This is a genomic window from Brevibacterium sp. p3-SID960, assembly GCF_025144725.1.
In the GTDB taxonomy this organism is placed as follows: Bacteria; Actinomycetota; Actinomycetes; order Actinomycetales; family Brevibacteriaceae; genus Brevibacterium.
The window spans coordinates 21,178-44,096 of record NZ_JALXKS010000016.1 but is presented as its reverse complement, the minus strand read 5'-3'; the positions used below and the strand labels follow the sequence as shown (position 1 = coordinate 44,096).

General features: G+C 67.4%; 23 protein-coding genes and 1 pseudogene. 18 read left to right on the top strand and 6 right to left on the bottom strand.

Translation table 11 applies throughout. The annotated features are described in order from the left end of the window. Nucleotides 1-20: 20 nt before the first annotated feature. A complete protein-coding gene (locus M3B11_RS06695) occupies nucleotides 21-641 on the bottom strand; it encodes a class I SAM-dependent methyltransferase (RefSeq protein WP_259875966.1) in 621 nt (206 codons plus the stop codon). 84 nt (nucleotides 642-725) lie between these two features. Between M3B11_RS06695 and hflX the strand changes: the two genes are divergently transcribed. Together hflX and M3B11_RS06685 are read left to right on the top strand one after the other, a co-directional pair. Further along, nucleotides 726-2,366 (top strand): GTPase HflX, encoded by a 1,641-nt coding sequence (gene hflX, locus M3B11_RS06690; RefSeq protein ID WP_396121544.1) that lies wholly within the window; start codon nucleotides 726-728, stop codon nucleotides 2,364-2,366. Further along, a complete protein-coding gene (locus M3B11_RS06685; protein ID WP_259875965.1) occupies nucleotides 2,363-4,336 on the top strand; it encodes an ATP-dependent DNA helicase in 1,974 nt (657 codons plus the stop codon). Before hflX ends, M3B11_RS06685 begins: the two co-directional genes overlap by 4 nt. Nucleotides 4,337-4,460: 124 nt before the next feature. On the opposite strand, the gene lexA is transcribed toward M3B11_RS06685, so the two are convergent. Next, nucleotides 4,461-5,111 carry a transcriptional repressor LexA gene (lexA, locus tag M3B11_RS06680; RefSeq protein WP_259875980.1) on the bottom strand — a complete coding sequence of 217 codons (651 nt, stop codon included), beginning with the start codon at nucleotides 5,109-5,111 and terminating at the stop codon, nucleotides 4,461-4,463. 367 nt (nucleotides 5,112-5,478) lie between these two features. On the opposite strand from lexA, the gene M3B11_RS06675 reads away from it, so the two are divergent. From M3B11_RS06675 to udk, 8 genes are all read left to right on the top strand, one after another. Beyond that, on the top strand, nucleotides 5,479-5,841 hold the full coding sequence (locus tag M3B11_RS06675; RefSeq protein WP_259875964.1) for a LysM peptidoglycan-binding domain-containing protein: 363 nt from the start codon (nucleotides 5,479-5,481) through the stop codon (nucleotides 5,839-5,841). A gap of 9 nt (nucleotides 5,842-5,850) precedes the next feature. Further along, nucleotides 5,851-6,996 carry a histidinol-phosphate transaminase gene (locus M3B11_RS06670; protein ID WP_259875963.1) on the top strand — a complete coding sequence of 382 codons (1,146 nt, stop codon included), beginning with the start codon at nucleotides 5,851-5,853 and terminating at the stop codon, nucleotides 6,994-6,996. Continuing rightward, a complete protein-coding gene (gene hisB, locus M3B11_RS06665; protein WP_259875962.1) occupies nucleotides 6,993-7,595 on the top strand; it encodes an imidazoleglycerol-phosphate dehydratase HisB in 603 nt (200 codons plus the stop codon). Before M3B11_RS06670 ends, hisB begins: the two co-directional genes overlap by 4 nt. Continuing rightward, nucleotides 7,592-8,191: a hypothetical protein gene (locus M3B11_RS06660; RefSeq protein WP_259875961.1), complete on the top strand. Its 600-nt coding sequence runs from the start codon at nucleotides 7,592-7,594 to the stop codon at nucleotides 8,189-8,191. Before hisB ends, M3B11_RS06660 begins: the two co-directional genes overlap by 4 nt. Further along, on the top strand, nucleotides 8,188-8,811 hold the full coding sequence (gene hisH / locus M3B11_RS06655; RefSeq protein WP_259875960.1) for an imidazole glycerol phosphate synthase subunit HisH: 624 nt from the start codon (nucleotides 8,188-8,190) through the stop codon (nucleotides 8,809-8,811). The genes M3B11_RS06660 and hisH overlap by 4 nt, the downstream gene beginning before the upstream one ends. Nucleotides 8,812-8,822: 11 nt before the next feature. After that, the gene (gene priA / locus M3B11_RS06650; protein WP_259875959.1) at nucleotides 8,823-9,566 is read left to right on the top strand and encodes a bifunctional 1-(5-phosphoribosyl)-5-((5-phosphoribosylamino)methylideneamino)imidazole-4-carboxamide isomerase/phosphoribosylanthranilate isomerase PriA; all 744 of its coding nucleotides are present in this window, start codon (nucleotides 8,823-8,825) and stop codon (nucleotides 9,564-9,566) included. Next, a complete protein-coding gene (locus tag M3B11_RS06645) occupies nucleotides 9,566-10,378 on the top strand; it encodes an SseB family protein (RefSeq protein ID WP_259875958.1) in 813 nt (270 codons plus the stop codon). The genes priA and M3B11_RS06645 overlap by 1 nt, the downstream gene beginning before the upstream one ends. Nucleotides 10,379-10,457: 79 nt before the next feature. Further along, the gene (gene udk, locus M3B11_RS06640) at nucleotides 10,458-11,090 is read left to right on the top strand and encodes a uridine kinase (RefSeq protein ID WP_259875957.1); all 633 of its coding nucleotides are present in this window, start codon (nucleotides 10,458-10,460) and stop codon (nucleotides 11,088-11,090) included. Between the two features lie 106 nt (nucleotides 11,091-11,196). Here udk and M3B11_RS06635 read toward each other — a convergent pair whose 3' ends face one another. Next, nucleotides 11,197-12,720 carry a catalase gene (locus tag M3B11_RS06635; protein ID WP_259875956.1) on the bottom strand — a complete coding sequence of 508 codons (1,524 nt, stop codon included), beginning with the start codon at nucleotides 12,718-12,720 and terminating at the stop codon, nucleotides 11,197-11,199. 76 nt (nucleotides 12,721-12,796) lie between these two features. After that, on the bottom strand, nucleotides 12,797-13,276 hold the full coding sequence (locus tag M3B11_RS06630) for a Fur family transcriptional regulator (RefSeq protein ID WP_259875955.1): 480 nt from the start codon (nucleotides 13,274-13,276) through the stop codon (nucleotides 12,797-12,799). Nucleotides 13,277-13,508: 232 nt separating this feature from the next. On the opposite strand from M3B11_RS06630, the gene M3B11_RS06625 reads away from it, so the two are divergent. Together M3B11_RS06625 and M3B11_RS06620 are read left to right on the top strand one after the other, a co-directional pair. Beyond that, nucleotides 13,509-15,089 carry an AbgT family transporter gene (locus M3B11_RS06625; RefSeq protein WP_259875954.1) on the top strand — a complete coding sequence of 527 codons (1,581 nt, stop codon included), beginning with the start codon at nucleotides 13,509-13,511 and terminating at the stop codon, nucleotides 15,087-15,089. Between the two features lie 129 nt (nucleotides 15,090-15,218). Further along, nucleotides 15,219-16,571: a M20 family metallopeptidase gene (locus M3B11_RS06620; protein WP_259875953.1), complete on the top strand. Its 1,353-nt coding sequence runs from the start codon at nucleotides 15,219-15,221 to the stop codon at nucleotides 16,569-16,571. 30 nt (nucleotides 16,572-16,601) lie between these two features. On the opposite strand, the gene M3B11_RS06615 is transcribed toward M3B11_RS06620, so the two are convergent. Beyond that, a complete protein-coding gene (locus M3B11_RS06615; RefSeq protein ID WP_259875952.1) occupies nucleotides 16,602-16,985 on the bottom strand; it encodes a DUF1844 domain-containing protein in 384 nt (127 codons plus the stop codon). Between the two features lie 336 nt (nucleotides 16,986-17,321). Between M3B11_RS06615 and infC the strand changes: the two genes are divergently transcribed. From infC to panB, 6 genes and pseudogenes are all read left to right on the top strand, one after another. Next, nucleotides 17,322-17,960, top strand: a complete 639-nt coding sequence (gene infC / locus M3B11_RS06610) for a translation initiation factor IF-3 (protein WP_259875979.1) — start codon at nucleotides 17,322-17,324, stop codon at nucleotides 17,958-17,960. Nucleotides 17,961-18,060: 100 nt separating this feature from the next. Then, the gene (gene rpmI, locus M3B11_RS06605) at nucleotides 18,061-18,258 is read left to right on the top strand and encodes a 50S ribosomal protein L35 (RefSeq protein WP_259845810.1); all 198 of its coding nucleotides are present in this window, start codon (nucleotides 18,061-18,063) and stop codon (nucleotides 18,256-18,258) included. A 62-nt stretch (nucleotides 18,259-18,320) separates the two neighbouring features. Next, a complete protein-coding gene (gene rplT, locus M3B11_RS06600) occupies nucleotides 18,321-18,710 on the top strand; it encodes a 50S ribosomal protein L20 (RefSeq protein ID WP_259875951.1) in 390 nt (129 codons plus the stop codon). 108 nt (nucleotides 18,711-18,818) lie between these two features. Beyond that, the gene (locus tag M3B11_RS06595) at nucleotides 18,819-19,694 is read left to right on the top strand and encodes an RNA methyltransferase (RefSeq protein ID WP_259875949.1); all 876 of its coding nucleotides are present in this window, start codon (nucleotides 18,819-18,821) and stop codon (nucleotides 19,692-19,694) included. A 6-nt stretch (nucleotides 19,695-19,700) separates the two neighbouring features. After that, nucleotides 19,701-20,312 carry a bifunctional 2-polyprenyl-6-hydroxyphenol methylase/3-demethylubiquinol 3-O-methyltransferase UbiG gene (locus M3B11_RS06590; RefSeq protein WP_259875948.1) on the top strand — a complete coding sequence of 204 codons (612 nt, stop codon included), beginning with the start codon at nucleotides 19,701-19,703 and terminating at the stop codon, nucleotides 20,310-20,312. After that, nucleotides 20,287-21,131 (top strand): annotated as a pseudogene (gene panB / locus M3B11_RS06585) (3-methyl-2-oxobutanoate hydroxymethyltransferase); the annotation flags it as partial. The gene M3B11_RS06590 and the pseudogene panB, both read left to right, overlap by 26 nt. A 29-nt stretch (nucleotides 21,132-21,160) precedes the next feature. On the opposite strand, the gene M3B11_RS06580 reads toward panB, so the two are convergent. After that, the gene (locus M3B11_RS06580) at nucleotides 21,161-22,600 is read right to left on the bottom strand and encodes an MFS transporter (protein ID WP_259875947.1); all 1,440 of its coding nucleotides are present in this window, start codon (nucleotides 22,598-22,600) and stop codon (nucleotides 21,161-21,163) included. Nucleotides 22,601-22,919: the final 319 nt, after the last annotated feature.

Sequence of the window (22,919 nt, the reverse complement as noted above, 5' to 3'; positions counted from 1 at the left end):
CACGGCGACCTGCCAGCCGCTCAGTCGGCAAGCCGCTCGATCCGCAGGATCCGGAAGCCCTTCGATGTCGCCGTCCGCTCCACGGCGTATGTCTCGCCGAGCTCGCCGCGCAGCCAGGTGAGCAGCGAATCAGCACCGAGCTTCTTGGCCACCACCAGCCACGCCTCGCCGCCGAGCGCAAGGCGGGGCAGCCACGTGAGCAGCAGTTCGTGCAGTACCGCTTTGCCCACCCGGATCGGCGGATTCGAATAGATTGCAGCGAACCGCACCTGAGGCGGGGTGTCCGCTGCGGTGACTGCACGAATCGAGCCCAGCCCCAGGTCGGCTGCATTGCGGCGGACCAGATCGAGGGCGCGCTCGTTGACATCAAGCGCCCAGACGCGCGGGTGCGTGCCGGCATCAGCGCCGGCGAGGGCGGTGTGGATGGCGACCGGCCCCCAGCCGCAGCCCAGATCGAGCACATCACCGGCAGGCGGATCGGGGATCTCGTCGAGCAGCACACGCGTGCCGGTGTCGAGATGACCGGGGGAGAAGACCCCGGCTGCCGTCGAGACGCCGAGGTCGCGGCCTGCCAGGCGCACATCGATGGTGCGCAGCTGTGCGTCGCTGGCCGGCTGGGCGGAGAAGTAGTGCTCGTTCATCGCCACCATCCTACGGTGCGCGCAGGGCGCAGATGTCGGTGTCATGTGGGACAATAGAAGACCGCCAGAGAAGAAATGAGGACGATGCCAAGCGATACCCATCGCCGTCACCCCGCGGACGAGACCGCCCCGACCGCCGAAGCCGGCCAGCCGGTAGCGGAAGCCGGCCAGCCAGCTGAGACCGAACGCAGCCGCGACGACGCGATGATCGACCGGATCCTCTCCCGCGGCGGCTCCGCACTCACCGACGAGGACCGCGTCCACCAGGACGACAGCCAGTTCGATGCGCTCGAGCGCGAGGCGCTGCGCCGGGTCTCCGGACTCTCAACCGAACTCGAAGACGTCACCGAGGTCGAATACCGGCAGCTGCGTCTGGAGAAGGTCGTGCTGGCCGGCATCTGGACGCGCGGGACCGCTGCCGAGGCAGAGGAATCGCTGCGTGAGCTCGCCTCCCTTGCCGAGACGGCCGGCTCGACCGTGCTCGACGGTGTGCTGCAGCGCCGCGACCACCCGGACCCCGGCACGTACCTGGGCCGCGGCAAGGCGCAGGAGCTGGCTGACATCGTCGCCGCTGTCGGCGCTGACACCGTCATCGTCGACACCGAGCTGGCACCCAGCCAGCGCCGCGGCCTGGAGGACGTCATCAAGGTCAAGGTCATCGATCGGGTCGCACTCATCCTCGACATCTTCGCCCAGCACGCCAAGAGCCGTGAGGGCAAAGCCCAGGTCGAACTCGCCCAGCTCGAATACCTGCTGCCGCGGCTGCGCGGCTGGGGTGAGTCGATGTCCCGGCAGGCCGGCGGCCGAGTCGCCGGCGGTGAGGGCATCGGCTCGCGCGGCCCTGGTGAGACGAAGATCGAACTCGACCGCCGCCGCATCCGCACCCGGATGGCCAAGCTACGCCGCCAGATCGCAGATATGACCCCGGCACGGGAAACCAAGCGGGCCAACCGGCAGCGCCACCAGGTGCCCGCTGTGGCGATCGTCGGCTACACCAATGCCGGGAAGTCCTCTCTGCTCAACCGGCTCACCGACGCCGATGTCATGGTCCGCAACGAGCTCTTCGCGACCCTGGATCCCACTGTGCGGCAGGCGACGACCGAAGACGGCCGCGCCTTCACGTTCACCGACACCGTCGGGTTCGTGCGCAACCTGCCGCATCAGCTCGTCGAGGCCTTCCGCTCCACACTGGAGGAGGCGACGTTCGCTGACGTGCTCATGCACGTCGTCGACGCCGCTCACCCCGACCCGCACGGGCAGCTGGCAGCCGTGCGCGAGGTGCTCGCCGAGGCCGACACCGATGACATCGCCGAGCTCATCGTGTTCAACAAGTCCGATCTCGCCGACCCGGATGTGCTCACCGGCCTGCTCGCCCGCTACCCGGAGGCCGTCGCCGTCTCCGCAGCGACCGGTGACGGCATCGATGAGCTGCGCGAGCGGCTGGCCGGGCTGCTGCCGACACCCGACCACGAGGTGACGGTGCTGCTGCCCTATGACCGCGGCGACCTCGTCTCCCGCATCCATGACGAGGGCACCGTGCTCGTCGAGAAGCACCTGCCGGAAGGAACCGCCGTGCAGGCGAAGGTCGACGCCGACCTGCTCGCAGCCCTGGAGGAGTTCCGCAAACCGGACATGTTCGCAGGCCAGGAGCACCTCCCAGCGGACACGAACACCGCAGGTGAGTCCGAAGCCGGGGCGGGAGCTTCCTCCGGCCGCCGCGCATGAGCCGGATTCCGCCGCTGCTGGAGACTGCGGTCTCGGCACTGGGCGGATCACCGCGCCGGGGACAGCAGGACATGGCCGAGGCGGTCGGGGCCGCGCTCGACAACGGCTCCCACCTCCTCGTCCAGGCCGGAACCGGCACCGGAAAGTCCCTGGCCTACCTCGTCCCGGCCGTCGAATACGCCGTGCGCACCGGTGAGCGCGTCATCGTCTCCACCGCCACCCTGGCGCTGCAGGCCCAGATCATCGACCGCGACCTGCCGCGCATGGTCAAGGCGATCAAGGGCGAACTCGACGCACGGCCGCGCGCAGCCGTGCTCAAGGGGCGGCGCAACTATCTGTGCAAACACAAGCTCGACGGCGGCTACCCCGACGACGGCGACACCACCCTCTTCGACCTCGGCGCAGACGGTGCCGCCCACCGCGGCGGCTCGAGCATCACTGCCCTCGGTGAGGAGATCCAGCGCATCCGCTCCTGGGAGCGCATCACCGACACCGGCGACCGCGACGACCTCACCCCCGGTGTCTCCGACCGCGCCTGGGCGCAGGTATCGGTCAATTCCTTCGACTGCCTGGGCAGCAGATGCCCGATGTTCGAGGAATGCTTTGCCGAACGCGCAAAGATCCGGGCAGCCGAAGCCGATGTCGTGGTGACCAACCATGCGCTGCTGGCCATCGACTCCTTCGGCGAGGCCAACGTCCTGCCCGAACACGGCGCTGTCATCGTCGACGAAGCCCACGAGCTGCGCGACCGGGTGACGAACGCTCTGACCGGATCGCTGACCGTCACGATGCTCAACGCGGCGGCCTCCTCGACACGCAAGCACACCTCGGCGCAGGAATCGAGCATCGAGAACCTCACGACCGCCGCCAGCGCGCTCGAACGCGCACTCGAACACGCCAGCGAGGGGCTCATCGTGCGCTGGCCCGAGGACCTCGCCGCGGCGGTGCGCCAGATCCGGGATGCCGCCAGCCGGCTGCTGTCGGATACCAACGGAGACGAAGCCAAGGAGGCTGACGCCGGCCGGCAGATGGCCCGCGCCCGCGTCCAGGAGGTCTTCGACCTCGCCGAAAGAATGGCCGAACCGGACAGCAACGACGTCTCCTGGGTCAGCCGCAGCACCTTCCGCGAGAACATCACCACCTCGCTCGTCGTCGCCCCGCTCAGCGTCGCCGGCACCATGCGCAACGGGCTCTTCGCCGAAGCCACCGTCATCGCCACCTCGGCGACGCTGGCCCTGGGCGGGAAGTTCGAACCGGTCGCCGCCTCGCTCGGTCTCGCCGGGCCCGAGGCGCCGGCCTACGATGCGATCGACGTCGGCTCCCCGTTCGCCTACGACAAACAGGGGATCCTCTACGTGGCAGGCCACCTGCCCAAGCCGGGCAGGGGAGGGCTGAGCGAGGAGACCCTGGAGGAGCTGCGCGAACTCGTAACAGCCTCCGGTGGGGGCACCCTCGGGCTGTTCTCGTCGAAGAGCGCTGCCGAACAGGCGGCCACGGTGCTGCGCGAGCACCTGCCGATGCCGATTCTGCTGCAGGGCGAGGACACCCTTTCAGCACTCGTCAGCCGGTTCGCCGCCGAACCCGACACCTGCCTGTTCGGCACCATGTCGCTGTGGCAGGGCGTCGACGTGCCTGGGCGGACCTGCCGGCTCGTGGTCATCGACCGGATTCCCTTCCCACGCCCCGACGATCCTCTCGCGCTCGCCCGCACCCAGGCCGCAGCCCAGCGCGGCGCGAACGGGTTCATGACCGTCAGCGCCACCCATGCCGCACTGCGCCTGGCCCAAGGGGCCGGGCGGCTCATCCGCTCTGTGCAGGACCAGGGCGTCGTCGCCGTGCTCGACTCCCGGCTGCGCACTGCCGGCTACGCCGGGTTCCTCCTCGCCTCGCTGCCGCCGATGTGGCGGACTGACAATCCGGCTCTTGTGCGCGATGCGCTCACCCGGCTGGCGTCCAGCGGCGAAGACTGACGCGGACGGCGAACTGACGCTGCACACAGACGAAGACTGATCCGCACAGCGAACGGACGCTGCGCAGACAGCTGCAGCGCCTGGTCCCAAGACCAGGCGCCGCAGAGCTGTGTTCCAGGCGTGCTCAGACGCGGCGGATGACCGCGACGACGATGCCCATGATCGTGGCATAGGTGCCGTCGATGGGGTCGTAGTCCTTGTTCTCCGGCAGCAACCACTGCACACCGTCACGGCGCTGCAGCCGCTTGACGGTCGCCTCATCGTCAAGGAGGGCCGCGACGATCTCACCGTTCTCGGCCGTCGGCTGCTTGCGCACCACAACCCAGTCGCCGTCGCAGATCGCCGCTTCGATCATCGAGTCGCCGACGACATTGAGCAGGAACAGCTCACCGCTGCCGACCACCTGACGCGGCAGCGAGAAGACGTCCTCGACCGACTCCTCGGCCAGCACCGGCCCACCGGCTGCGATCCGGCCGAGCACCGGCACCTGGGCCAGATTCGACGATTCGATGAACGCCTCCTCGACTGCCTTGGCAGCCTCATCGGCGGGATTGACGATCTCGATGGCGCGCGGCCGGCGCGGATCCCGGCGCAGATAGCCGAGGCGCTCGAGCTGGGCGAGCTGGTGCGCCACGCTGGAGAGTGAGGCCAGCCCGGCGGCCTTGCCGATCTCGCGCATGCTCGGCGGGTAGCCGTTGTCCATGACCGCCTGCTCGATGGTCTGTAGGACGATCTTCTGACGGGGAGTCAGACGCCGGTCGTCGGCACCGACCATGTTGAGCGAGTCCTCGGCGTCGATTCCCCGACGGGCCCGGAACTCCTCGATCTCGGAGATGACGTCCTCGTTGCGGGGACGTCCCCGCCCTCTCTTCTTCTGTTCGGCCATTGCTTCCCCCGTGTGCAGTCGAGCGTCGTTCCTGGTCAGCGAGCGATGTCAGTGCCTGGTGACAGTCTTTCCCTAAGACTCGCGAACCTCCGTTCGAATCCATTTTCGCACAGATGTTCGCAGGGACTGGACATTTCTTCGAATATGTCCTTAAATAGTACATGTGTTCGAGTCCCCGGTCCGACGGAGGGAAGCCGGCAGGCCGGAGACTCAGCGCAACAGCCTGCTAGGGAAGACAGGATCTGAGGAGGACACCATGAGTACAGCAGCGATGAACGCATGGAGCCGCGCCGGTGCACCGCACCGCACGTGGCGGCTGACCCCGCGGGGCAAGCAGGGTCTGCGTCTGCTGCGCACCATCGCGATGGCAGCCGTCATCACCGGTGCCGCAGCACTGCTGGTGCTCATGGTGCGTCCTCAGCAGGCCATCGGAAGCGCCGAGCCGGTCGTCCCGGCCGAAACCGTCGTCGTCGAACAGGGGCAGTCACTGTGGACCATCGCCACTGAGGCAACCGGCAGCGGCGACCCGCGCGATACGATGCAGGCGATCATCGAGATGAATGGTCTGGAGACCTCAGTCGTCCACCCCGGGCAGGAACTCGAAGTCCCCGCTCGATAGACTGGTGCGGTGCTAACGCTCAGTGATCTTCCGCTCAGAGACGACCTGCGCGGCAAACAGCCCTACGGGGCGCCGCAACTGGCCGTCGACGTCGCTCTCAACGTCAACGAGAACTCCCATCCGGTGCCGCCGATGGTCGTCGATGCAGTGCGCCGTGCCGTTGATGCGCAGCTGCGCGGCCTCAACCGTTACCCCGACCGGGAATTCACTCGCCTGCGTGAGCTGCTCCTGACCTACGTGCAGGAATTCTCCTCCCGCCAGTCGGCTGACGGATCGACACCAGCTGACTTCCTCACTGCCGACTGGCTGTGGGCAGCCAACGGCTCGAACGAGGTCCTGTCCCACATCCTGCAGGCGTTCGGCGGTCCCGGACGCACCGCACTCGGCTTCGTGCCCAGCTACTCGATGCACCCGCTCATCACCCAGTCGACCGGGGCCCGCTGGATCGCCGTCGACCGGGGCGAGGACTTCAGCCTCAGCGCCGAGACTGCGGCTGCTGCCGTGCGCGAACGCCAGCCCGATGTCGTGTTCCTGTGCACGCCGAACAATCCCACCGGCGCGGGACTGCCCGCCGAGGTCATCGAAGCGGTCTTGCACGCCAGCACCGGCATCGTCATCGTCGACGAAGCCTACGCAGAATTCGCCCGGCCCGGATACACCACCGCCGTGCACCTGCTGCGCGACCACCCGCGCCTGGTCGTCTCACGCACGATGAGCAAGGCTTTCGCCTTCGCCGGTGTGCGCCTCGGTTACGCCATCGCGCACCCGGCCGTGACCGACGCGCTGCGCCTCGTGCGTCTGCCGTACCACCTCTCGGCGCTGACCCAGGCCGCAGCCTGCGCCGCACTGGAGCACACCCCGGTGCTGCTCGACAACGTCGAAGCGCTCATCACCGAGCGCGACCGCATGGTCACCGCCCTGACGCAACTCGGCTTCGACGTCGCAGAGACCGATGCGAACTTCGTGCTCTTCGGCGGCGTGTCGGACACTAGACTGCTGTGGCAGCGCCTGCTCGACGCCGGCGTGCTCATCCGCGATATCGGCATTCCCGGACACCTGCGCGTCAACGCCGGCACCACCGAGGAGACCACCGCCTTCATCGAAGCCATCAGCGCCATCGTCGCCGCCCACCCTGAGACTCTGGAGAACCTATGACAGGCCGCACCGCCACCTCCACCCGCCGCACAAGCGAATCGAATGTCGAGGTCACCATCAACCTCGACGGCTCCGGCCAGGCTGACATCTCGACGACCGTGCCGTTCTTCGACCACATGCTCACCGCGCTGGCCAAGCACTCGCTGTGCGACCTGACCGTCAACGCCTCCGGCGACACCCACATCGACGTCCACCACACCGTCGAGGACACCGCCATCGTCATCGGCGACGCCATGCGCGAGGCACTGGGGGTCAAAGCCGGCATCCGCCGCTACGGCGATGCCGCCGTGCCGCTGGACGAAGCTCTGGCGCACTGCATCGTCGACATCTCCGGCCGCCCCTACTTCGTCCACACCGGCGAGCCGGAAGGTCAGCAGTATCACCTCATCGGCGGGCACTTCACCGGCTCGTTGGTCGGACATGCCCTCGAATCGCTGTCAGTCCACGCCGGTATCACCGCCCACCTGCGGCTGCTGGCCGGCCGGGACCCGCACCACATCGCCGAGGCCCAGTTCAAGGCCTTCGCGCGCGCGCTGCGAACCGCCCTCGAAGACGACCCCCGCACCACCGCCGTGCCGAGCACGAAGGGAGCCCTGTGAGCCGCACCGTCATCGTCACCCCGTTCGGTCGTGCCGAACAGCTTGCCGCCGCATGCACCCTGTCCGACATCCGCTGTGATGTCGTGCCGGTCGGCAGCTTCTCAGCCATCGTGCTCGACGATACGAGCATCGCTGAGGGCAATGACGTGGCTGCGACGATCTCGAAGCTCTCCGGCAAGCACGAAGTCCTCATGCTCGCCCGCAACGACGAGCAGATCGACGCCGGGCACTTCCGCAGCGGAATCCGCGAAGCCGACGTGCCAGCAGGACTTGCGCTGACGAACCTTCCAGCCGAGGTCGAGAAGCTGCTGTTGGAGACCATCGCACCGCGCGACATCGACGGCCATCTCGACACCTCGAAGATGTCCAAGCTCGAAGCCAGCAAAGCCACGATGACCCCGGCCCGTGAGGCGCTCGCCCGCACAGCGCTGCTGTGGATGGTGGTCGCCTTCCTCGCCCTCGTCGGCATCGTCGCCAGCTTCATCGGCGTCTTCACTGGCAGCATGGTCGCCTGGGCCGGCGTCGTCATCGCCGTCATCACCCTCGGCATCTCAATCCAGCGCATCAGCCGAGTGCTCGGAGCCGCACGGACATGAGCGCCGACATCGTCGTCCTCGACTACGGCGCAGGCAACGTCCATTCCGCCCTGCGCGCCGTCGAACGCGCTGGAGCCACCGCGCAGCTCACCGCCGACCTCGACCGTGCCGCGACCGCCGACGGGCTGCTCGTCCCCGGTGTCGGTGCCTTCGCCGCTGTCATGGACGCACTCGAATCCGCCGGTGCCGTCGAGGTCATCCGCACCCGGCACCGCGAACAGCGCCCGATGCTCGGGATCTGCGTCGGCATGCAGGTGCTCTACACCTCGGGTACCGAACACGGGCTCACCACCGCAGGCATCGGGCTGTGGGAGGGCAACGTCACCCGCCTCGACGCCCCCGTGCTTCCGCACATGGGCTGGAACACAGTCTCTGCGGCCCCAGGCAGCCGGATGTTCGCCGGCACCGCCGGCGAGCGGTTCTACTTCGTCCACACCTACGCAGCCACCGAAGCCCCGGCCGACGCCGCCGTCGCCACGTGCACGCTGGACCGCCCGTTCATCGCCGCCGTCGAAGACGGCACCACCTGGGCCACACAGTTCCACCCGGAGAAATCCGGTCACGCAGGCGCGACCCTGCTGGCCAACTGGATTCAGGCGCTGAGCGCAGCGCAGAAATGAAAGAAGAGGTCATGTCACAGCTCGCAAGCGAACCCGCACTGACACTGCTGCCGGCAGTCGACGTCTCCAACGGCACCGCCGTGCGCCTGGTCAAGGGAGAAGCCGGCACCGAAACCGGCTACGGCAACCCCGTCGAAGTCGCCCAGCAGTTCGAGGACGGCGGAGCCGAATGGATCCACCTCGTCGACCTCGATGCCGCGTTCGGCCGCGGCACCAACTACCCGCTGCTCAAGCAGGTGACCAAGGCCGTCTCGATCAAGGTCGAGCTCTCCGGCGGCATCCGCGACACCGAAACGCTCGAGCGTGCCCTCGACACCGGCGCCGAACGCGTCAACATCGGGACCGCAGCACTGGAGAACCCCAGCTGGACGGCCGAGGTCATCGCGGCCTACGGCGACCGGATCGCCATCGGCCTTGACGTGCGCGGCACGACCCTGGCCGCCCGCGGCTGGACCAAGGAGGGCGGCGACCTCTACGAGATTCTCGCCCAGCTCGAGGAAGCCGGATGCAGCCGCTACGTCGTCACCGACGTCAATAAGGACGGAACGCTGCAGGGACCGAACACCGAACTGCTGCGCGACATTGCCTCGCGCACCGACAAGCCGATCGTCGCCTCCGGAGGCGTCTCCAGCCTCGATGACCTACGCGCTATCCGCGAACTCGTACCCCTCGGCGTGGATTCCGCCATCGTCGGCAAGGCCCTCTACGCCGGCAAATTCACCCTCCAGGAAGCTCTCGAAGCCGCAGGACGCTGATGACCGATCCGCAGCCGGGCAGCCGTCCGCTCCCACCGCACATCGCAGCCGGCGGCGCCGACTCAGCTGGCATCCCATGGGAGGGACGCGACCTCAAGCCCAATCCCTTCTCGGGTGACACCGGGGAAGCCGATGAAGGCCTGCTGAGCGCGCTCCAGGCGGTGGCAGCCGCGCCATTGGATCCGCAGCGCCACCGCGATATCCTTGCGGCCCTCGCGCAGGTGCGCATCTACGCACCCGTCGTGCCGGCAGCTGTCGAGCACACCGTCGACGAGCGCGGGCTCGTCCACGACAACAAGTCGGAGATGGCGATGGTGCGCCTGGCTGCCGAAGACGGCCGGGAGTGCACCCCGGCATTCACCGACATCCCCACCCTGACCCGGTGGGCCGATGAAGCCCGCCCAGTGCCGATCGAAAGCGAACGGCTGTGTGTCGCCGCGATCGAAGAGGGCTCCCAGCTCGTGGTCATCGACCCCGGCAGCCCGCACGCCTTCCTGCTGCGCCGAACCGCCCTGTGGTCCTTCGTCCAACGACACGACTGGCACCCGGCGTGGGCCGATCAGCGAGTGGCCAAAGCCGCAGGAGCGGCAGCCGTCGGCAGCGACTTCATCTCGGCTATCGGCGTGCAGCCCGGCAGCGGCAGCGTCCATGTCTCCGGCCCGGAGATCCGTCTCGTTCTCAAAGTCAGCCGTCGGCCCGAGCAGGCGGAGCTGGCGGCCTTCCAGCAGAAGCTGAGCGCACACGAGGAGTTCGTCAGCCTCGTCGACTCGCTGGCGATCACACTTGCCGAAGCCGAACCCAGCCGGAACTGAGCTGGCCGGCACACAAGCGCTCACACCCAGCAGCCTATAGGCTGGGACGGATCATCAGACGGGCCAGGGGAGAAGAATCGTGAGCCGATCATTCACCATCGGTATTGCCGGCGGAACCGGCAGCGGAAAGACGACGCTGACACGCGCGCTCATTGAGCGCTTCGCCGGACAGACCTCCGTCGTCTATCACGACAACTACTACAAGCAGCATGACGGGCTCAGCTATGACGAGCGGGCCGCGCTGAACTTCGACTCTCCCGACGCGTTCGACACCGCTCTCATGATCGAGCAGCTGCGCACTCTCATCAGCGGGCAGGCCATCGACTGCCCTGTCTACAACTTCGCCGACCACAACCGCTCCTCAGAGACCATCCGCATCGAACCGGCACCGGTCCTCATCGTCGAAGGCATCCTCATCTTCTCCGAACCGGAGCTGGCTGACCTGCTCGACATCAAGCTGTTCGTCGACACCGATGCCGATGTGCGGATCCTGCGCCGGATCAAACGCGATGTCATCGAACGCGGCCGCACCCTCGAATCGGTCGAACAGCAGTACCTCAAGACGGTCAAGCCGATGCACGAACTCTATGTCGAGCCAGCCAAGCGCCGTGCCGACCTCATCGTGCCCGAAGGCGGGCACAACCTCGTGGCCCTCGACATGCTCATCCGGCACATCGACAGCAGCATCGGATCGTCAACCCCAGCCGGCTGAGGCGGTTGCCGGGAGGCACGGAGCGGGGCCGGCGCCAGGATCTCTCCTGGACACCGGCCCCGCCGTCATTCACCGCAGACAGTCAGCCGCCTGCACGGTGAGCCGATCAGCTCGGCTTGTTGATGGTGCCGTCGGTGCCGCCGTTCTTCTTCTGGGCGGCGCGCACGACGTTCTCGACACGGGCACCGAGATCAGCGTCGACGTTCTTCCAGTACTGGAAGGCACGCACGAGAACCTCTTCGCTCACTCCGTTGAGCAGGTGACCGGAGATGCTGCCGACCATACGGTCGCGAGCGGCATCGTCCATCACCTCGCGCACGAGGGCGCCTGCCTGCGAGAAGTCGTCATCATCCTCGCGCAGCGTCGGGGCCGAGCGCATGACGTCGCCGTCGACATCGAGAAGGTTGTTCTCAGTCGTGCGGGAGGCGTCGGCGTGCGGGCCGCCGTAGGAGTTCGGTGCGTAGACCGGCTGGTCCTTCGGGTAGTTCTCGTAGGACATGCTGCCGTCCTTCGAGTAGCTGTGCTTGACAGCAGCCTTCGGACGGTTGACCGGCAGCTGTGCGTAGTTCGCACCGATGCGGTAGCGGTGGATATCGGCGTAAGCGAAGATGCGTCCCATGAGCATCTTGTCCGGGCTCAGGCCGGTGCCGGGGACCAGGTTCGACGGTGCGAAGGCAGCCTGCTCGATCTCGGAGAAGAAGTCCTCCGGGTTGCGGTTGAGCTCCATCACGCCGACCTCGGTCAGCGGGTAGTCCGAGTGCGGCCAGATCTTGGTGACGTCGAACGGGTTGATGCGGTAGGTCTTGGCATCCTCGTACGGCATGATCTGGACCATCAGGCGCCACGACGGGAAGTTGGCGGCCTTGATGGCCTCGAACAGGTCGCGACGGTGGAAGTCGGCATCGATGCCGGCCATCTCATCGGCCTCTTCGGCCGAGAAGCCCTCGTGGCCGTACTTCTCGATGAACTCGTCCTTCTGGTTGGACTTGAAGTGGTACTTCACCCAGTAGCGCTCGCCTTCGGCGTTGATCCACTGGAAGGTGTGGGAGCCGTAGCCGTTCTGCTCGCGCCACGACCGCGGGATTCCGCGATCGCCCATGAGGTAGGTGACCTGGTGGGCCGAGGCCGGAACCTGGGTCCAGAAGTCCCACTGCATGTTGTGATCGCGCAGACCCGAATCGCTCATCCGCTTCTGCGAGTGGATGAAGTCCGGGAACTGGATGGCATCGCGGATGAAGAAGATCGGGGTGTTGTTTCCCACGATGTCGAGGTTGCCCTCGGTGGTGTAGAACTTCACGGCGAAACCGCGGGGATCGCGCCAGGTGTCAGGCGAGCCCTGCTCACCGGCGACGGTCGAGAAGCGGGTGAGCACCTCGGTCTCAGTGCCCGGCTGGAACACAGCGGCGCGGGTGTACTTCGACACGTCATTGGTCACGGTGAATGTACCGAAGGCACCGCCGCCCTTAGCGTGCACAACGCGTTCCGGGACGCGCTCGCGATTGAAGTGGGCGAGCTTCTCGATGAGGTAGTGATCCTGCAGCAGGATCGGGCCGTTCGGGCCGACGGTCAGCGAGTGCTCATCGCTGCCGACTGGGATGCCGAAGTCATTGGTCGTGAATTTCTCAGTCACACGTCCTCCTGAAGTGAAGCGCCTGGCGCGTGTGCACGCCGACGCACATGGGGTTGCGGTGGAGTGGTTGCTTGTTCTAGCCAGCCGACTGCTCGACGGAGGCCTTCGCTGCAGGCTGATCAGCTCCCGCAGCAGCTGCCTGGCACCGATCGCACAGCCCCCAGTAGACGACCTCGGCCAGCTCCACAGAGAAGCCGAAGTCCTCAGCAGGGTGCATGCACGGCACACCTTCGGTACGGCACGGCACATCCTGGATGTGATGGCACGACCGGCACACGAGGTGATGGTGGTTGTCGTGACGCTGCAGCTCATAGCGGGCAGCGACCGACCCAGCAGGATCGATGCAGCGCACCAGATCGGCGCGCTCGAAAGCTGAGAGCACATCGTAGACGGTCTGGTGGGAGACCTTTCCGATGCGCGCCCGGGTGTTCGTCGTGATCTGTTCGACGTCAGGATGATCAGTCCGTTCGGCGAGCACTTCGAAGACCGCCTGGCGCGGCGCGGTCACCCGCAGGCCAGCCGCCCGGATCGTCTCAGCAGGTGTCAGTGAAGACATGCCCTCAGTCTAGCAGTTTTTTGGAATGACTCAAGAAATGGTTCTCCGATCTCCGCATGTGCGATCAAGACATCCCCCGGCTTCCCGGGTTCCTCTCACGGTGTGAGACACACCGGGTGGTTTCGGCCGGCAGGCCCGGAATATGCAGCCTCGGGCATATCTTCGCAGATGAACTCGTTTAGTGTGTCTGAGAACGCATCTCGCCACGCACGTGCTCACCCCAGGAGTCCCCATGTCGACATCCGCCCAGGCGCCAGAGAAGCCGGGCATCGGCCAGCGCTTCCTCGACACCGTCGAGCGCATCGGCAACAAACTGCCCGAACCCTTCACCCTGTTCCTCGGCCTCTTCGTCATCACCGGCATCATTTCGACCTTCATGGCACTCTCCGGCGTCAAGGTCTCCCTGCCCGGCAGCGACGAGGAAGTCGTGATCAAGGGTCTGTTCACCGGTGAGGGCATGGCGTGGTTCACCGCCAACCTCGGCGCCAACTACGTCGGCTTCCCGCCGCTGGCCACCGTGCTGCCCCTGCTGCTGGCCGTCGGCGTGGCCGAGAAGACCGGCATGCTCGCCGCGCTCGTGCGCATCACCTTCGGCTCCGCCCCGCGCTGGATGCTGCCCTACGCTGTCGCCTTCGTCGGCGTGAGCTTCTCCGTCATGGGCGACTCGGCCTTCATCATCATCCCCCCGCTGGCCGCCCTCGTCTTCAAAGCCGCCGGCCGTCACCCCGTCGCCGGCCTGCTCGGAGGCTTCGCCGCCACCGGCGCCGGCTACTCGACCTCCATCTTCCCGACCTCACTCGACGCGCTGTTCGCCGGCATCACCACCGCGGTGATGGAGTCCCTGCCCGGCCAGGACTACGCGGCGGTCAACCCGGTCTCGAACTACTTCTTCAACGTCTGCTCAGCCATCGTGCTCTCGCTCATCGCCGGCTTCATCATCGACAAGATCCTCGAACCCCAGCTCGAGCGCACCAAGACCCCGCGCGAGGAGACCGAGATCGACGAGGACGGCAGCGTCCACTCCCGCGACGACGAGCTCTCGCCTTACCTCGACGCCACCGAGAAGAAGGCGCTCATCGCCTCAGGCATCGCCACCGTGCTGCTGGCAGCCCTGCTGCTCTTCGCCTTCCTCACCCCGGCCTCGCCGTGGCGCAACGAAGAGGGCGGCTTCCTGCCGACCTCACCGCTGCTCGACTCGATCGTGTTCATCGTGTTCATCGTCTTCTTCACCAACGGCGTCGTCTACGGCATCGTTTCGAAGACGATCACGAAGATGAACGACATCGTCACGATGATGGGCCAGGCGCTGGGGGACATGATGTCCTTCCTCGTGCTGGCGTTCATCCTCGGGCAGTTCATCGCCCTGTTCAACTGGACCGGCATCGGCTCCTGGACCGCCGTCAAGGGAGCTGCGGCACTCGAAGCGATGGAGCTGACCGGCTTCGTGGCGATCATCGGCTTCGTCGCGCTCGCCTCCTGCCTCAACCTGCTCATCATCTCCGGGTCCTCGCTGTGGACGCTCATGGCCGCCGTCTTCGTCCCGATGTTCGCCCTCATCGGCTACGAGCCGGCCTTCACCCAGGCGGCCTTCCGCGTCGGCGACTCCGCCACCCAGATCATCACCCCGCTCAACCCGTACATGATCGTGCTGCTGGGACTCATGCGCCGCTACCAGCCCGACGCCGGCATCGGCACCCTGATGTCGCGCATGCTGCCCTTCGTCATCCCGTTCTGGCTCGCCTGGCTCGGCATGCTGGCCCTGTGGTTCTTCCTCGACCTGCCGCTGGGACCGGGCAACCCGATCCAGCTCTGATCCTCGCTTCCGAGGCGGTGGTGCCGGGGACGTCCCCGCCGCACCACCAGCTCGGGAGCCTGGGAAGACAGCCTGCGCGACCCGCTGCCGCTGGCAACCCCGGCGACACGAAGAGGAGAAGCACCGCCCATGTCCGACCCACACCCCGCACCCGGCAACCAGCCAACGGTCCCCGACCCCACCTACCTCAACGTGCTCAAAGCCGATATGGCCGCCCGCGCCGCTGCCGCCGACCCGCCGGGCAGCGCCTTCACCGGCGCCCCGGCCGAGGCGAGTGCTGACGTGCGTGCGGCCGTCGACGCGCTCGCCCCGCAGCTGCTGAGCCTGGCCGGTGACATCTACAGCTATGCGGAGCTCGCCTTCGAGGAGCACCGCTCCGCTGGCCGCATCGCCGACCAGGTCGAGGCCGCCGGCATCAAGGTCGAGCGCGGTGCCTACGGCCTCGACACCGCCCTGTGCGCCCGCTTCGGGCCGAGCGGCCGGCGCACGATCGGCATCTGCGCCGAATACGATGCCCTGCCCGATATCGGCCACGCCTGCGGGCACAACGTCATCGCCGCCACCGGTGCCGGAGCGTTCCTCGCCATCGCGCGTGCCTATGCCGGGCGTGAGGACGAGCTTCCCGGCCAGGTCGTGCTGCTCGGCACCCCGGCCGAGGAGGGCCACACCGGCAAGGAGTACATGGCCCAGGCAGGGGCCTTCGAGGATCTCGACGCCGCGATCATGCTGCATCCGGCCGGGTACGACGCCGCTGACGTGCTGTGGATCGGCCGGCGCCTCCTCGATGTCGAGTTCACCGGTGTCGCCGCCCACGCCTCCGCCCAGCCCTTCATGGGCCGCAACGCCCTTGACGCCGCCTCGCTGCTGTACCAGGGGATCGGGCTCCTGCGTCAGCAGATGCTGCCCATCGACCGGGTGCACGCCGCGATCCCCGAGGGAGGGGACCGGCCGTCGATCATCACCGAATCGGCGCGTGTGAGCATCTATGTCCGCTCTGCGGAGCCTGAGACCCTGATGGATCTCTCCCAGCGGGTCGAGGACATCGCCCGCGGGGCGGCGCTCATGACCGGCTGCGGGGTCGAGGTGCGGTGGGACAAGCACCCGCCGAGCATGCCGGTGCGGGCCAATCAGGCGCTCACCGGCCGCTGGTCGATCCGCCAGCAGGAGCGCGGCCGGGCCCCCCTGCCGCGCGGGGTCGTCAGCGACAGCCTGGCGGCGTCAACGGATTTCGGCAACGTCAGCTATCTCGTCCCCGGCATCCACCCGATGCTGCGGATCGCCGATGCAAAGACCGCCCTGCACACCCGCGGGTTCGCCGAGGCTGCCGCATCCGAGGCGGCCGAGACCGGGGTGGTCGACGGCGCCTATGGGCTCGCGGGAGTCGCGCTCGACTTCCTGTTCGACGATGCGCTCGCCGAAGCAGTCAGGCAGGAATTCGAGGACTCCGGGGGAGTGCTGCGGGTCTCAGAGATGTTCGGCTGAGACCTCTGGAGGCCCCAGGGCCCCGCGGTTTCAGGAGACCGGGCCAGTGAACTTCTCGCCGGGTCCCTGGCCGGGAGCGTCGGGGATCGCCGAGGCCTCACGGAAGGCCAGCTGCAGGCTGCGCAGCCCGTCGCGCAGCGGGCGGGCGTGGTGGTTGCCGATCTCCGGGGCGGCGGCGGTGACGAGGCCGGCCAGCGAGGTGATGAGCTTGCGGGCCTCATCGAGGTCGATGAGGTCGGCGGCTTTCTGGGTCTCGGTGTCCTCGCTCAGCCCGCACTTGATCGCCGCAGCACTCATGAGGTGCAGTGCGGCAGAGGAGATGATCTCCAGTGCTGGCACCTCGGCGATGTCGCGGGCAGCCTGCTCATGGGCAGACTCGGGCTGGAACTTGAAATGCGAAGATGCGTCGGTCATGCCCACCAGCTTCCCACACGGGCACCGGCCGACCAACATGAGCCCTCCCACAGAACAGCACGCCCACGCGCGTAAGCCGCTCGTCTGACACGCTGCATCCACAGCCCGATGTGCACTTCGCCGCAACGGGTAGTACACTGAACTTCGTGCAAAGTGGAGCTCAGCTCCCACCTGGATCATCATTGGTGATCGGGTTCGAATGACGGCTGGCACTGTGCTGGCCGATGCGGCGTTGTATCCGCAGTTCGTTCGTCTGGGCTCCTTTCGCATGCGCTGAAAGGGGCCTTTTCCCGTTCAGCGGTCGTGATCATCATCTGCTGAAGAAGGAGCGAGCACATCAGCGAGCCGCGTATCAATGATCGGATTCGGGTCCCCGAGGTCCGTCTCGTCGGACCCAACGGGGAACAGGTCGGAATCGTCGCCATCCGCAAGGCGCTCGACCTCGCCCGCGAAGCCGATCTCGACCTTGTGGAGGTTGCACCCCAGGCCAAGCCGCCTGTGGTCAAGCTCATGGACTACGGCAAGTTCAAGTACGAATCGGCGCAGAAGGCACGCGAGGCCCGGAAGAACCAGGCCAACACGGCTCTCAAGGAGATCCGGTTCCGACTGAAGATCGATGAGCACGACTATGAGACCAAGAAGGGCCATGTCTCCCGCTTCCTCAACGGCGGCGACAAGGTCAAGGTCATGATCATGTTCCGCGGACGTGAGCAGTCCCGCCCCGAGATGGGCATCAAACTGCTCAACCGGCTGGCTGAGGATGTTTCCGACCTCGGCACAGTCGAATCCGCCCCCCGGGTGGACGGCCGCAACATGGTGATGGTCATCGCGCCCGTGCGCTCCAAGGCAGATGCCAAGGCGGAATCCCGCAAGGCGTCCCGTGGAGCAAAGGGGGCCAGCGCCGAGGTGAAGTCCCGCCGCGAGCGCGAAGCACAGGCCAAGGCAGAGAGGCGCGACGCCGAGGCCGACGCGTAAGTTTGGTGCCTCTCAGCCCCACGGCCGGGAAGCACACCGTGCAGCGCCAGCCCCCACCTCGGGCCCGGCTGCGCTGGAGAACGATAAAGGAGACGGCACTATGCCGAAGCAGAAGACCCACAGCGGTGCCAAGAAGCGCATGCGCATCACCGGCAGCGGCAAGGTCATGCGCGAGCGCGTGAACAATCGCCACCTGGCCGAGCACAAGTCCTCGCGGCGCAAGCGCCGCCTGTCCGTCGACCAGGTCATGACCGGCGGCGATGCAGCCAAGGCTCGCAAGCTTCTGGGCAAGGCCTGACGACACCGGGCTCGCTGCTCGGGCGCACCGCTGTGCGCGCACCGATTTCATAAGGAGTACACGTGGCACGTGTGAAAAGGGCGATCAACGCCAAGAAGAAGCGCAAGGTCATTCTCGACCGTGCATCCGGCTACCGCGGTCAGCGCTCGCGCCTGTACCGCAAGGCCAAAGAACAGGTCATCCACTCGCTGGTCTACAGCTACCGTGACCGCCGGGCCCGCAAGGGCGACTTCCGTCGCCTCTGGATCCAGCGCATCAACGCTGGTGCCCGCGCCAACGGCATGACCTACAACCGCTTCATCCAGGGCCTCAAGGCTGCTGGAGTCGAGGTCGACCGCCGCATGCTCGCCGAGCTCGCGGTCAACGACGCAGCGACCTTCGCCTCGCTCGTCAAGGTCGCCACGGAGGCCCTGCCCTCCGACGTCAACGCCGCCAAGACCTCGGCAGCCTGACGCAGCTGAACTCAGCGGCCGGGCGACGGCCGCAGCGGTGACAGACCGCGCCCACTCAGCCCCGGGAATCCCCCGGGGCTGAGTGCTGTCTGCAGGTAGGGTGGAAGCATGGCTCCCACGCACCCCGGCTCCTCGCAGCCTGCCGATCTGCCTGTCCATCCCGGCCTCACCGGCCCCGTGCTCACCTCCGCGCAGTCCAAGCGGATCAAAGAGGCTGGCAAGCTCCTCAAACGCCAGTGGCGGAATAAGACCGGCCGCTTCCTCGTCGAAGGACCCCAGGCCGTCCGCGAGGCGCTGGCCGGGGATGCGCCGGTCGTCGACGCTTTCATGACCGCCGAGTCCGCTGACCGCAACCCGGATCTCATCGAACTGGCTGGCCAGCGGAGGGTGCGGCTGCGCCAGATCGCCGATGACCTGCCGCCGGTCATCTCCGACACCGTCGCCAGCCAGGGGGTGGTGCTCGTATGCGAACAGCGCACCGCAGAGCTGTCATCGGTGGTGACCGGGGAGTCGAAGCTGCTCGTTGTCCTCTCTCAGGTCCGTGACCCCGGCAATGCCGGCACCGTCATCCGGGTCGCCGATGCCGCCGGCGCTGACGGGATCATCATCACCTCCAACAGCGTCGATGCCTTCAACCCGAAGGTCGTCCGGTCGACGGCCGGATCGATCTTCCACCTGCCGATCGTCACCGGCGTCGGCCTGTCCGAGGTCACCGAGCTCGCCCGCGCCCGCGGTCAGCAGGTGCTCGCCGCCGATGCCCATCCGCCGGCCCATGACCTCCACGTGCCGTGGGACACCGGCCTCGACCTCAGCCGCCCGACCCTGTGGGTGTTCGGCAGCGAAGCCCACGGCCTGCCCGAATCCGACCGCGCGCTGTGCGATGCCGCAGTCGCGATTCCGCTCTACGGCCGGGCTGAGAGCCTCAACCTCGCCACAGCCGCAAGCATCTGCATCTACGAATCCGCTCGCAGCCAGCTGATGTGAGCCGGCATGGGAGCAGGCAGCTGGAACCACAACGTCCACTACCACCGGCGGATCCTCGCCTCCCTGCCGTCAGAGGCGCAGACGGTGCTCGACGCCGGCGCGGGAACCGGACAGCTCGCACGGACACTGGCCGTCGCCGGATATGACGTCACCGCCATCGACTGTGCCGCCGACCTCGCTGAGACCCCGCGCGTGCCGGGATTGACATGGATCACCGGTGATGTGCTCACCTACGACTTCGGCACCGCTTTCGACGCCGTCATCAGCGTGGCCGTCCTGCACCATCTGCCCGACCTCACCGCTGCGCTCAGACGGCTCGCCCGTCTCACCGCTGACGGCGGGACGCTCATCGTCATCGGCCTGGCCCGGCCGACCCGGCCGAGCGATCACCTCGTCCACGCCGCCGGTGCCGTCGTGCACCGCTTCCAGGTGATCCGCCACGGCTGGCAGACGGACCGTGCACCCACCTGTTGGCCGCCGCTGCACTCATACGCCCAGGTGCGCCACACAGCAGCCCGGCTGCTGCCGGGTGCAGAGTTCCGCCGGCTGCCGCTGTGGCGCTACGAGCTCAGATGGAGGAAGCCGCCTGCCGGTGCGGGCGTGCGTCCGCACACGTGACGGCTCCGCTCAGTCGCAGACCCCATCCAGCCCCCAGCCGGCCGGAAGCGTGCGCATCCGCCACCTGCAGGAGTACAAGCAGCAGGGCTCCAAGTGGGCGATGCTGGCCTCCTATGATCAGCTGAGCGCCGGGATCTTCGATGAAGCCGGCATCCCCGTCCTGCTCGCCGGCTGCGACCTCGGCGGCCAACAGCGTCTACGGCTACGAGACCACGCTGCCGGTCACCGTCGATGAGCTCATCCCCCTCGTGCGGGCCGTGGCCGGCAGCGCGCTGCGCGCGCTCGTCGCCGACCTGCGTTTCGGCTCCTACCAGGAATCACCCGAGCAGTGCTAAGCCACGTCTGCCCGCTTCATGAACGAAAGCCGGTGCGCATGCCGTCAAGCTCGAAGGCAGCACTGAGATGGCGCCCCAGATCGAGAAGCTCGCTGCCGACGGCATCCCCGTTATGGCCCACATCGGCTTCACCCCGCAGGCTGAGCATCAGCTCGGCGGCTACCGCGTGCAGGGCCGCGGCGATGCCGCCCAGGAACTCCCTGACACCGCACATGCGATCGGGGCCGCCGACGCCTTCGCCGTCGTCCTCGAAATGGTCGCCGGCGAGGCCGCTGCCGCGATCACCGAGGCGTTGTCGATCCCCACGATCGGGATCGGCGCCGGAGCCGACTGCGATACGCAGGTGCTCGTGTGGCAGGACATGGCCGGACTGCGCGGCGGGCAGATGCCGCGCCTCGTGAGACAGTGCGCCGACCTGCGCTCCGCTCTGCTCGAGGCCGCCCGCGCCTACGCCTCCGACGTCGAATCCGGGGCATTTCCGGCGACCGCTCCCCGCACCGCCCGGGTGACCGCCTACCGGCGCAGGTTCGGTGGCCGCCACAGCGCGACAAGACCGAGCGCGATGACCCCGGTGACGGCCATCGCGGCGATGAGCGGCTGCCAGCGGGCCGGCTCGAACTGCTCACCGACGATGAGCGCCATGATGACCATCGCGATGACCGCACCGAGGTAGCGGGTGAGCTGGAACAGCCCGGCAGCCACTCCGGCCGAGCCGCGCCGCGCTGAAGCGAACATGCCCTGATTGAGGCCGAGCGGAATGAGCCCATAGGGCATCCCGGCCGCAGCGAGGATAAGCACATCGAACATCGGGTGCCCATCGGTGCCCACCAGCCACATGAGCGCCAGTGCCGAGAACATCAGCGCGCAGCCGCCGAACACGAACGGTCGCAGTCCCAGCCGGGTGATGAGCCGGGTGGCCGGCATGACCGAGAGCGCGGACACGATCGCCAGCACCGCCATGAGCATCCCGACCTGAGCGACCGGGTAGCCGCGGGCGATCTCGTAGAACTGCGGGAACCCGAACAGCCACAGATAGAAGATGACGTTGAACGTCGCGAACTGCGCGAGCACGAGCAGCAGCGAGGTGTTCGCCTTGAGCTCGCGCAGGTCGAGCACCGGATGCGGGGCCCGCAGCTCCCACCACGCGAATGCCGCCCCGGTGACGACCGAGACCGCGATGAGCAGCAGCCTGAGCCCAGGCAGCGAATCGAGCAGTGCCAGGATGAGCGCACTCATCGCCACCGTGAGCCCGATGATGCCGGGCACGTCGATGAACAGCGCCAGGTCCGCTCGCTTGCGATCTGCTCCCGAGGCGGTCGCCGCCTTCTGACCGGCAGGCGGGGCGGTGCCGGGCCGGCTGTCATCGAGCTGCCCGGCGGTGAGCACATCAGCCGGGGCTGCGCGGGCGACGAGGATGAGGGCCAGCAGCGCCGGGGGCACATTGAGCCAGAACTGGGCATGCCACCCGAAGGCCGCCAGCAGCAGACCACCGGCGACCGGGCCGAGCGCCATGCCGAGGATGTTGACAACCTGGATCCGGCCGAGTGCCCGCACGGACTCCGGACCCGGTGGGATCCAGGCACCGAGCAGCGTCACTGCCGAGGGGTAGGCGCACGCAGTGCCGACGGCCAGCAGACCGCGGGCGATCGACAGGGAGACGATCCCGCTCGCGAGCATCGACCACACAGTGGCGATGAGCACGATGATCATCCCGGCAACGAAGATCTTCTTGGGCCCGAACCTGTCGGCACACCGGCCGAGCACCGGCTGGGCGGTGCAGGAGACGAGGTAGAAGACCGTCACCACCCAGCTGACCTGAGCGAACCCGACCCCGAAGTCCCGGGCGATCGCGATAAGCGCGACGGTGATCATCGTCGAGTTCATCGGATTGAGCCACGTTCCCATCGTCAGCCCCGTCATGAGGGCGCGATGATTCGGCAGCGATGACGACATGGGCTCACTCTAAGACCGCAGACGGCAGCCGTCATGCGCCTGTCACCAGGTGAGAACCGGCGCAGACCGCCTCAGGGCTTGTGGGCGGTGATGCGGAACTGCAGCGGCAGCCGCCCGGGGTTCTCCCGCAGCCGGTAGCCGTGCTCGCCCTCGATCATGAGCTCCGGCCACCGCGCCCACGCCGAGTGCCGCCTCTTCTCGACGGTATCGATGACGAGACCGGCCTGCAGCGGCGCGGTGAGGATCTCACCGAGCGAATGGTTCCACTGATGATTGCGGGTGTTCCGGATCGGCTCGGCGTCCGGTGCGTCGACACAGC

Excerpts from the sequence above, each read along its gene's own strand:
- M3B11_RS06695 (WP_259875966.1), bottom strand. The coding sequence starts at position 641 with ATGAACGAGCACTACTTCTCCGCCCAGCCGGCCAGCGACGCACAGCTG.
- hflX (WP_396121544.1), top strand. The coding sequence starts at position 726 with ATGCCAAGCGATACCCATCGCCGTCACCCCGCGGACGAGACCGCCCCG.
- M3B11_RS06685 (WP_259875965.1), top strand. The coding sequence starts at position 2,363 with ATGAGCCGGATTCCGCCGCTGCTGGAGACTGCGGTCTCGGCACTGGGC.
- lexA (WP_259875980.1), bottom strand. The coding sequence starts at position 5,111 with ATGGTCGGTGCCGACGACCGGCGTCTGACTCCCCGTCAGAAGATCGTC.
- M3B11_RS06675 (WP_259875964.1), top strand. The coding sequence starts at position 5,479 with ATGAGTACAGCAGCGATGAACGCATGGAGCCGCGCCGGTGCACCGCAC.
- hisB (WP_259875962.1), top strand. The coding sequence starts at position 6,993 with ATGACAGGCCGCACCGCCACCTCCACCCGCCGCACAAGCGAATCGAAT.
- hisH (WP_259875960.1), top strand. The coding sequence starts at position 8,188 with ATGAGCGCCGACATCGTCGTCCTCGACTACGGCGCAGGCAACGTCCAT.
- priA (WP_259875959.1), top strand. The coding sequence starts at position 8,823 with ATGTCACAGCTCGCAAGCGAACCCGCACTGACACTGCTGCCGGCAGTC.
- M3B11_RS06645 (WP_259875958.1), top strand. The coding sequence starts at position 9,566 with ATGACCGATCCGCAGCCGGGCAGCCGTCCGCTCCCACCGCACATCGCA.
- M3B11_RS06630 (WP_259875955.1), bottom strand. The coding sequence starts at position 13,276 with ATGTCTTCACTGACACCTGCTGAGACGATCCGGGCGGCTGGCCTGCGG.
- M3B11_RS06625 (WP_259875954.1), top strand. The coding sequence starts at position 13,509 with ATGTCGACATCCGCCCAGGCGCCAGAGAAGCCGGGCATCGGCCAGCGC.
- M3B11_RS06620 (WP_259875953.1), top strand. The coding sequence starts at position 15,219 with ATGTCCGACCCACACCCCGCACCCGGCAACCAGCCAACGGTCCCCGAC.
- M3B11_RS06615 (WP_259875952.1), bottom strand. The coding sequence starts at position 16,985 with ATGACCGACGCATCTTCGCATTTCAAGTTCCAGCCCGAGTCTGCCCAT.
- rpmI (WP_259845810.1), top strand. The coding sequence starts at position 18,061 with ATGCCGAAGCAGAAGACCCACAGCGGTGCCAAGAAGCGCATGCGCATC.
- M3B11_RS06595 (WP_259875949.1), top strand. The coding sequence starts at position 18,819 with ATGGCTCCCACGCACCCCGGCTCCTCGCAGCCTGCCGATCTGCCTGTC.
- M3B11_RS06590 (WP_259875948.1), top strand. The coding sequence starts at position 19,701 with ATGGGAGCAGGCAGCTGGAACCACAACGTCCACTACCACCGGCGGATC.
- M3B11_RS06580 (WP_259875947.1), bottom strand. The coding sequence starts at position 22,600 with ATGTCGTCATCGCTGCCGAATCATCGCGCCCTCATGACGGGGCTGACG.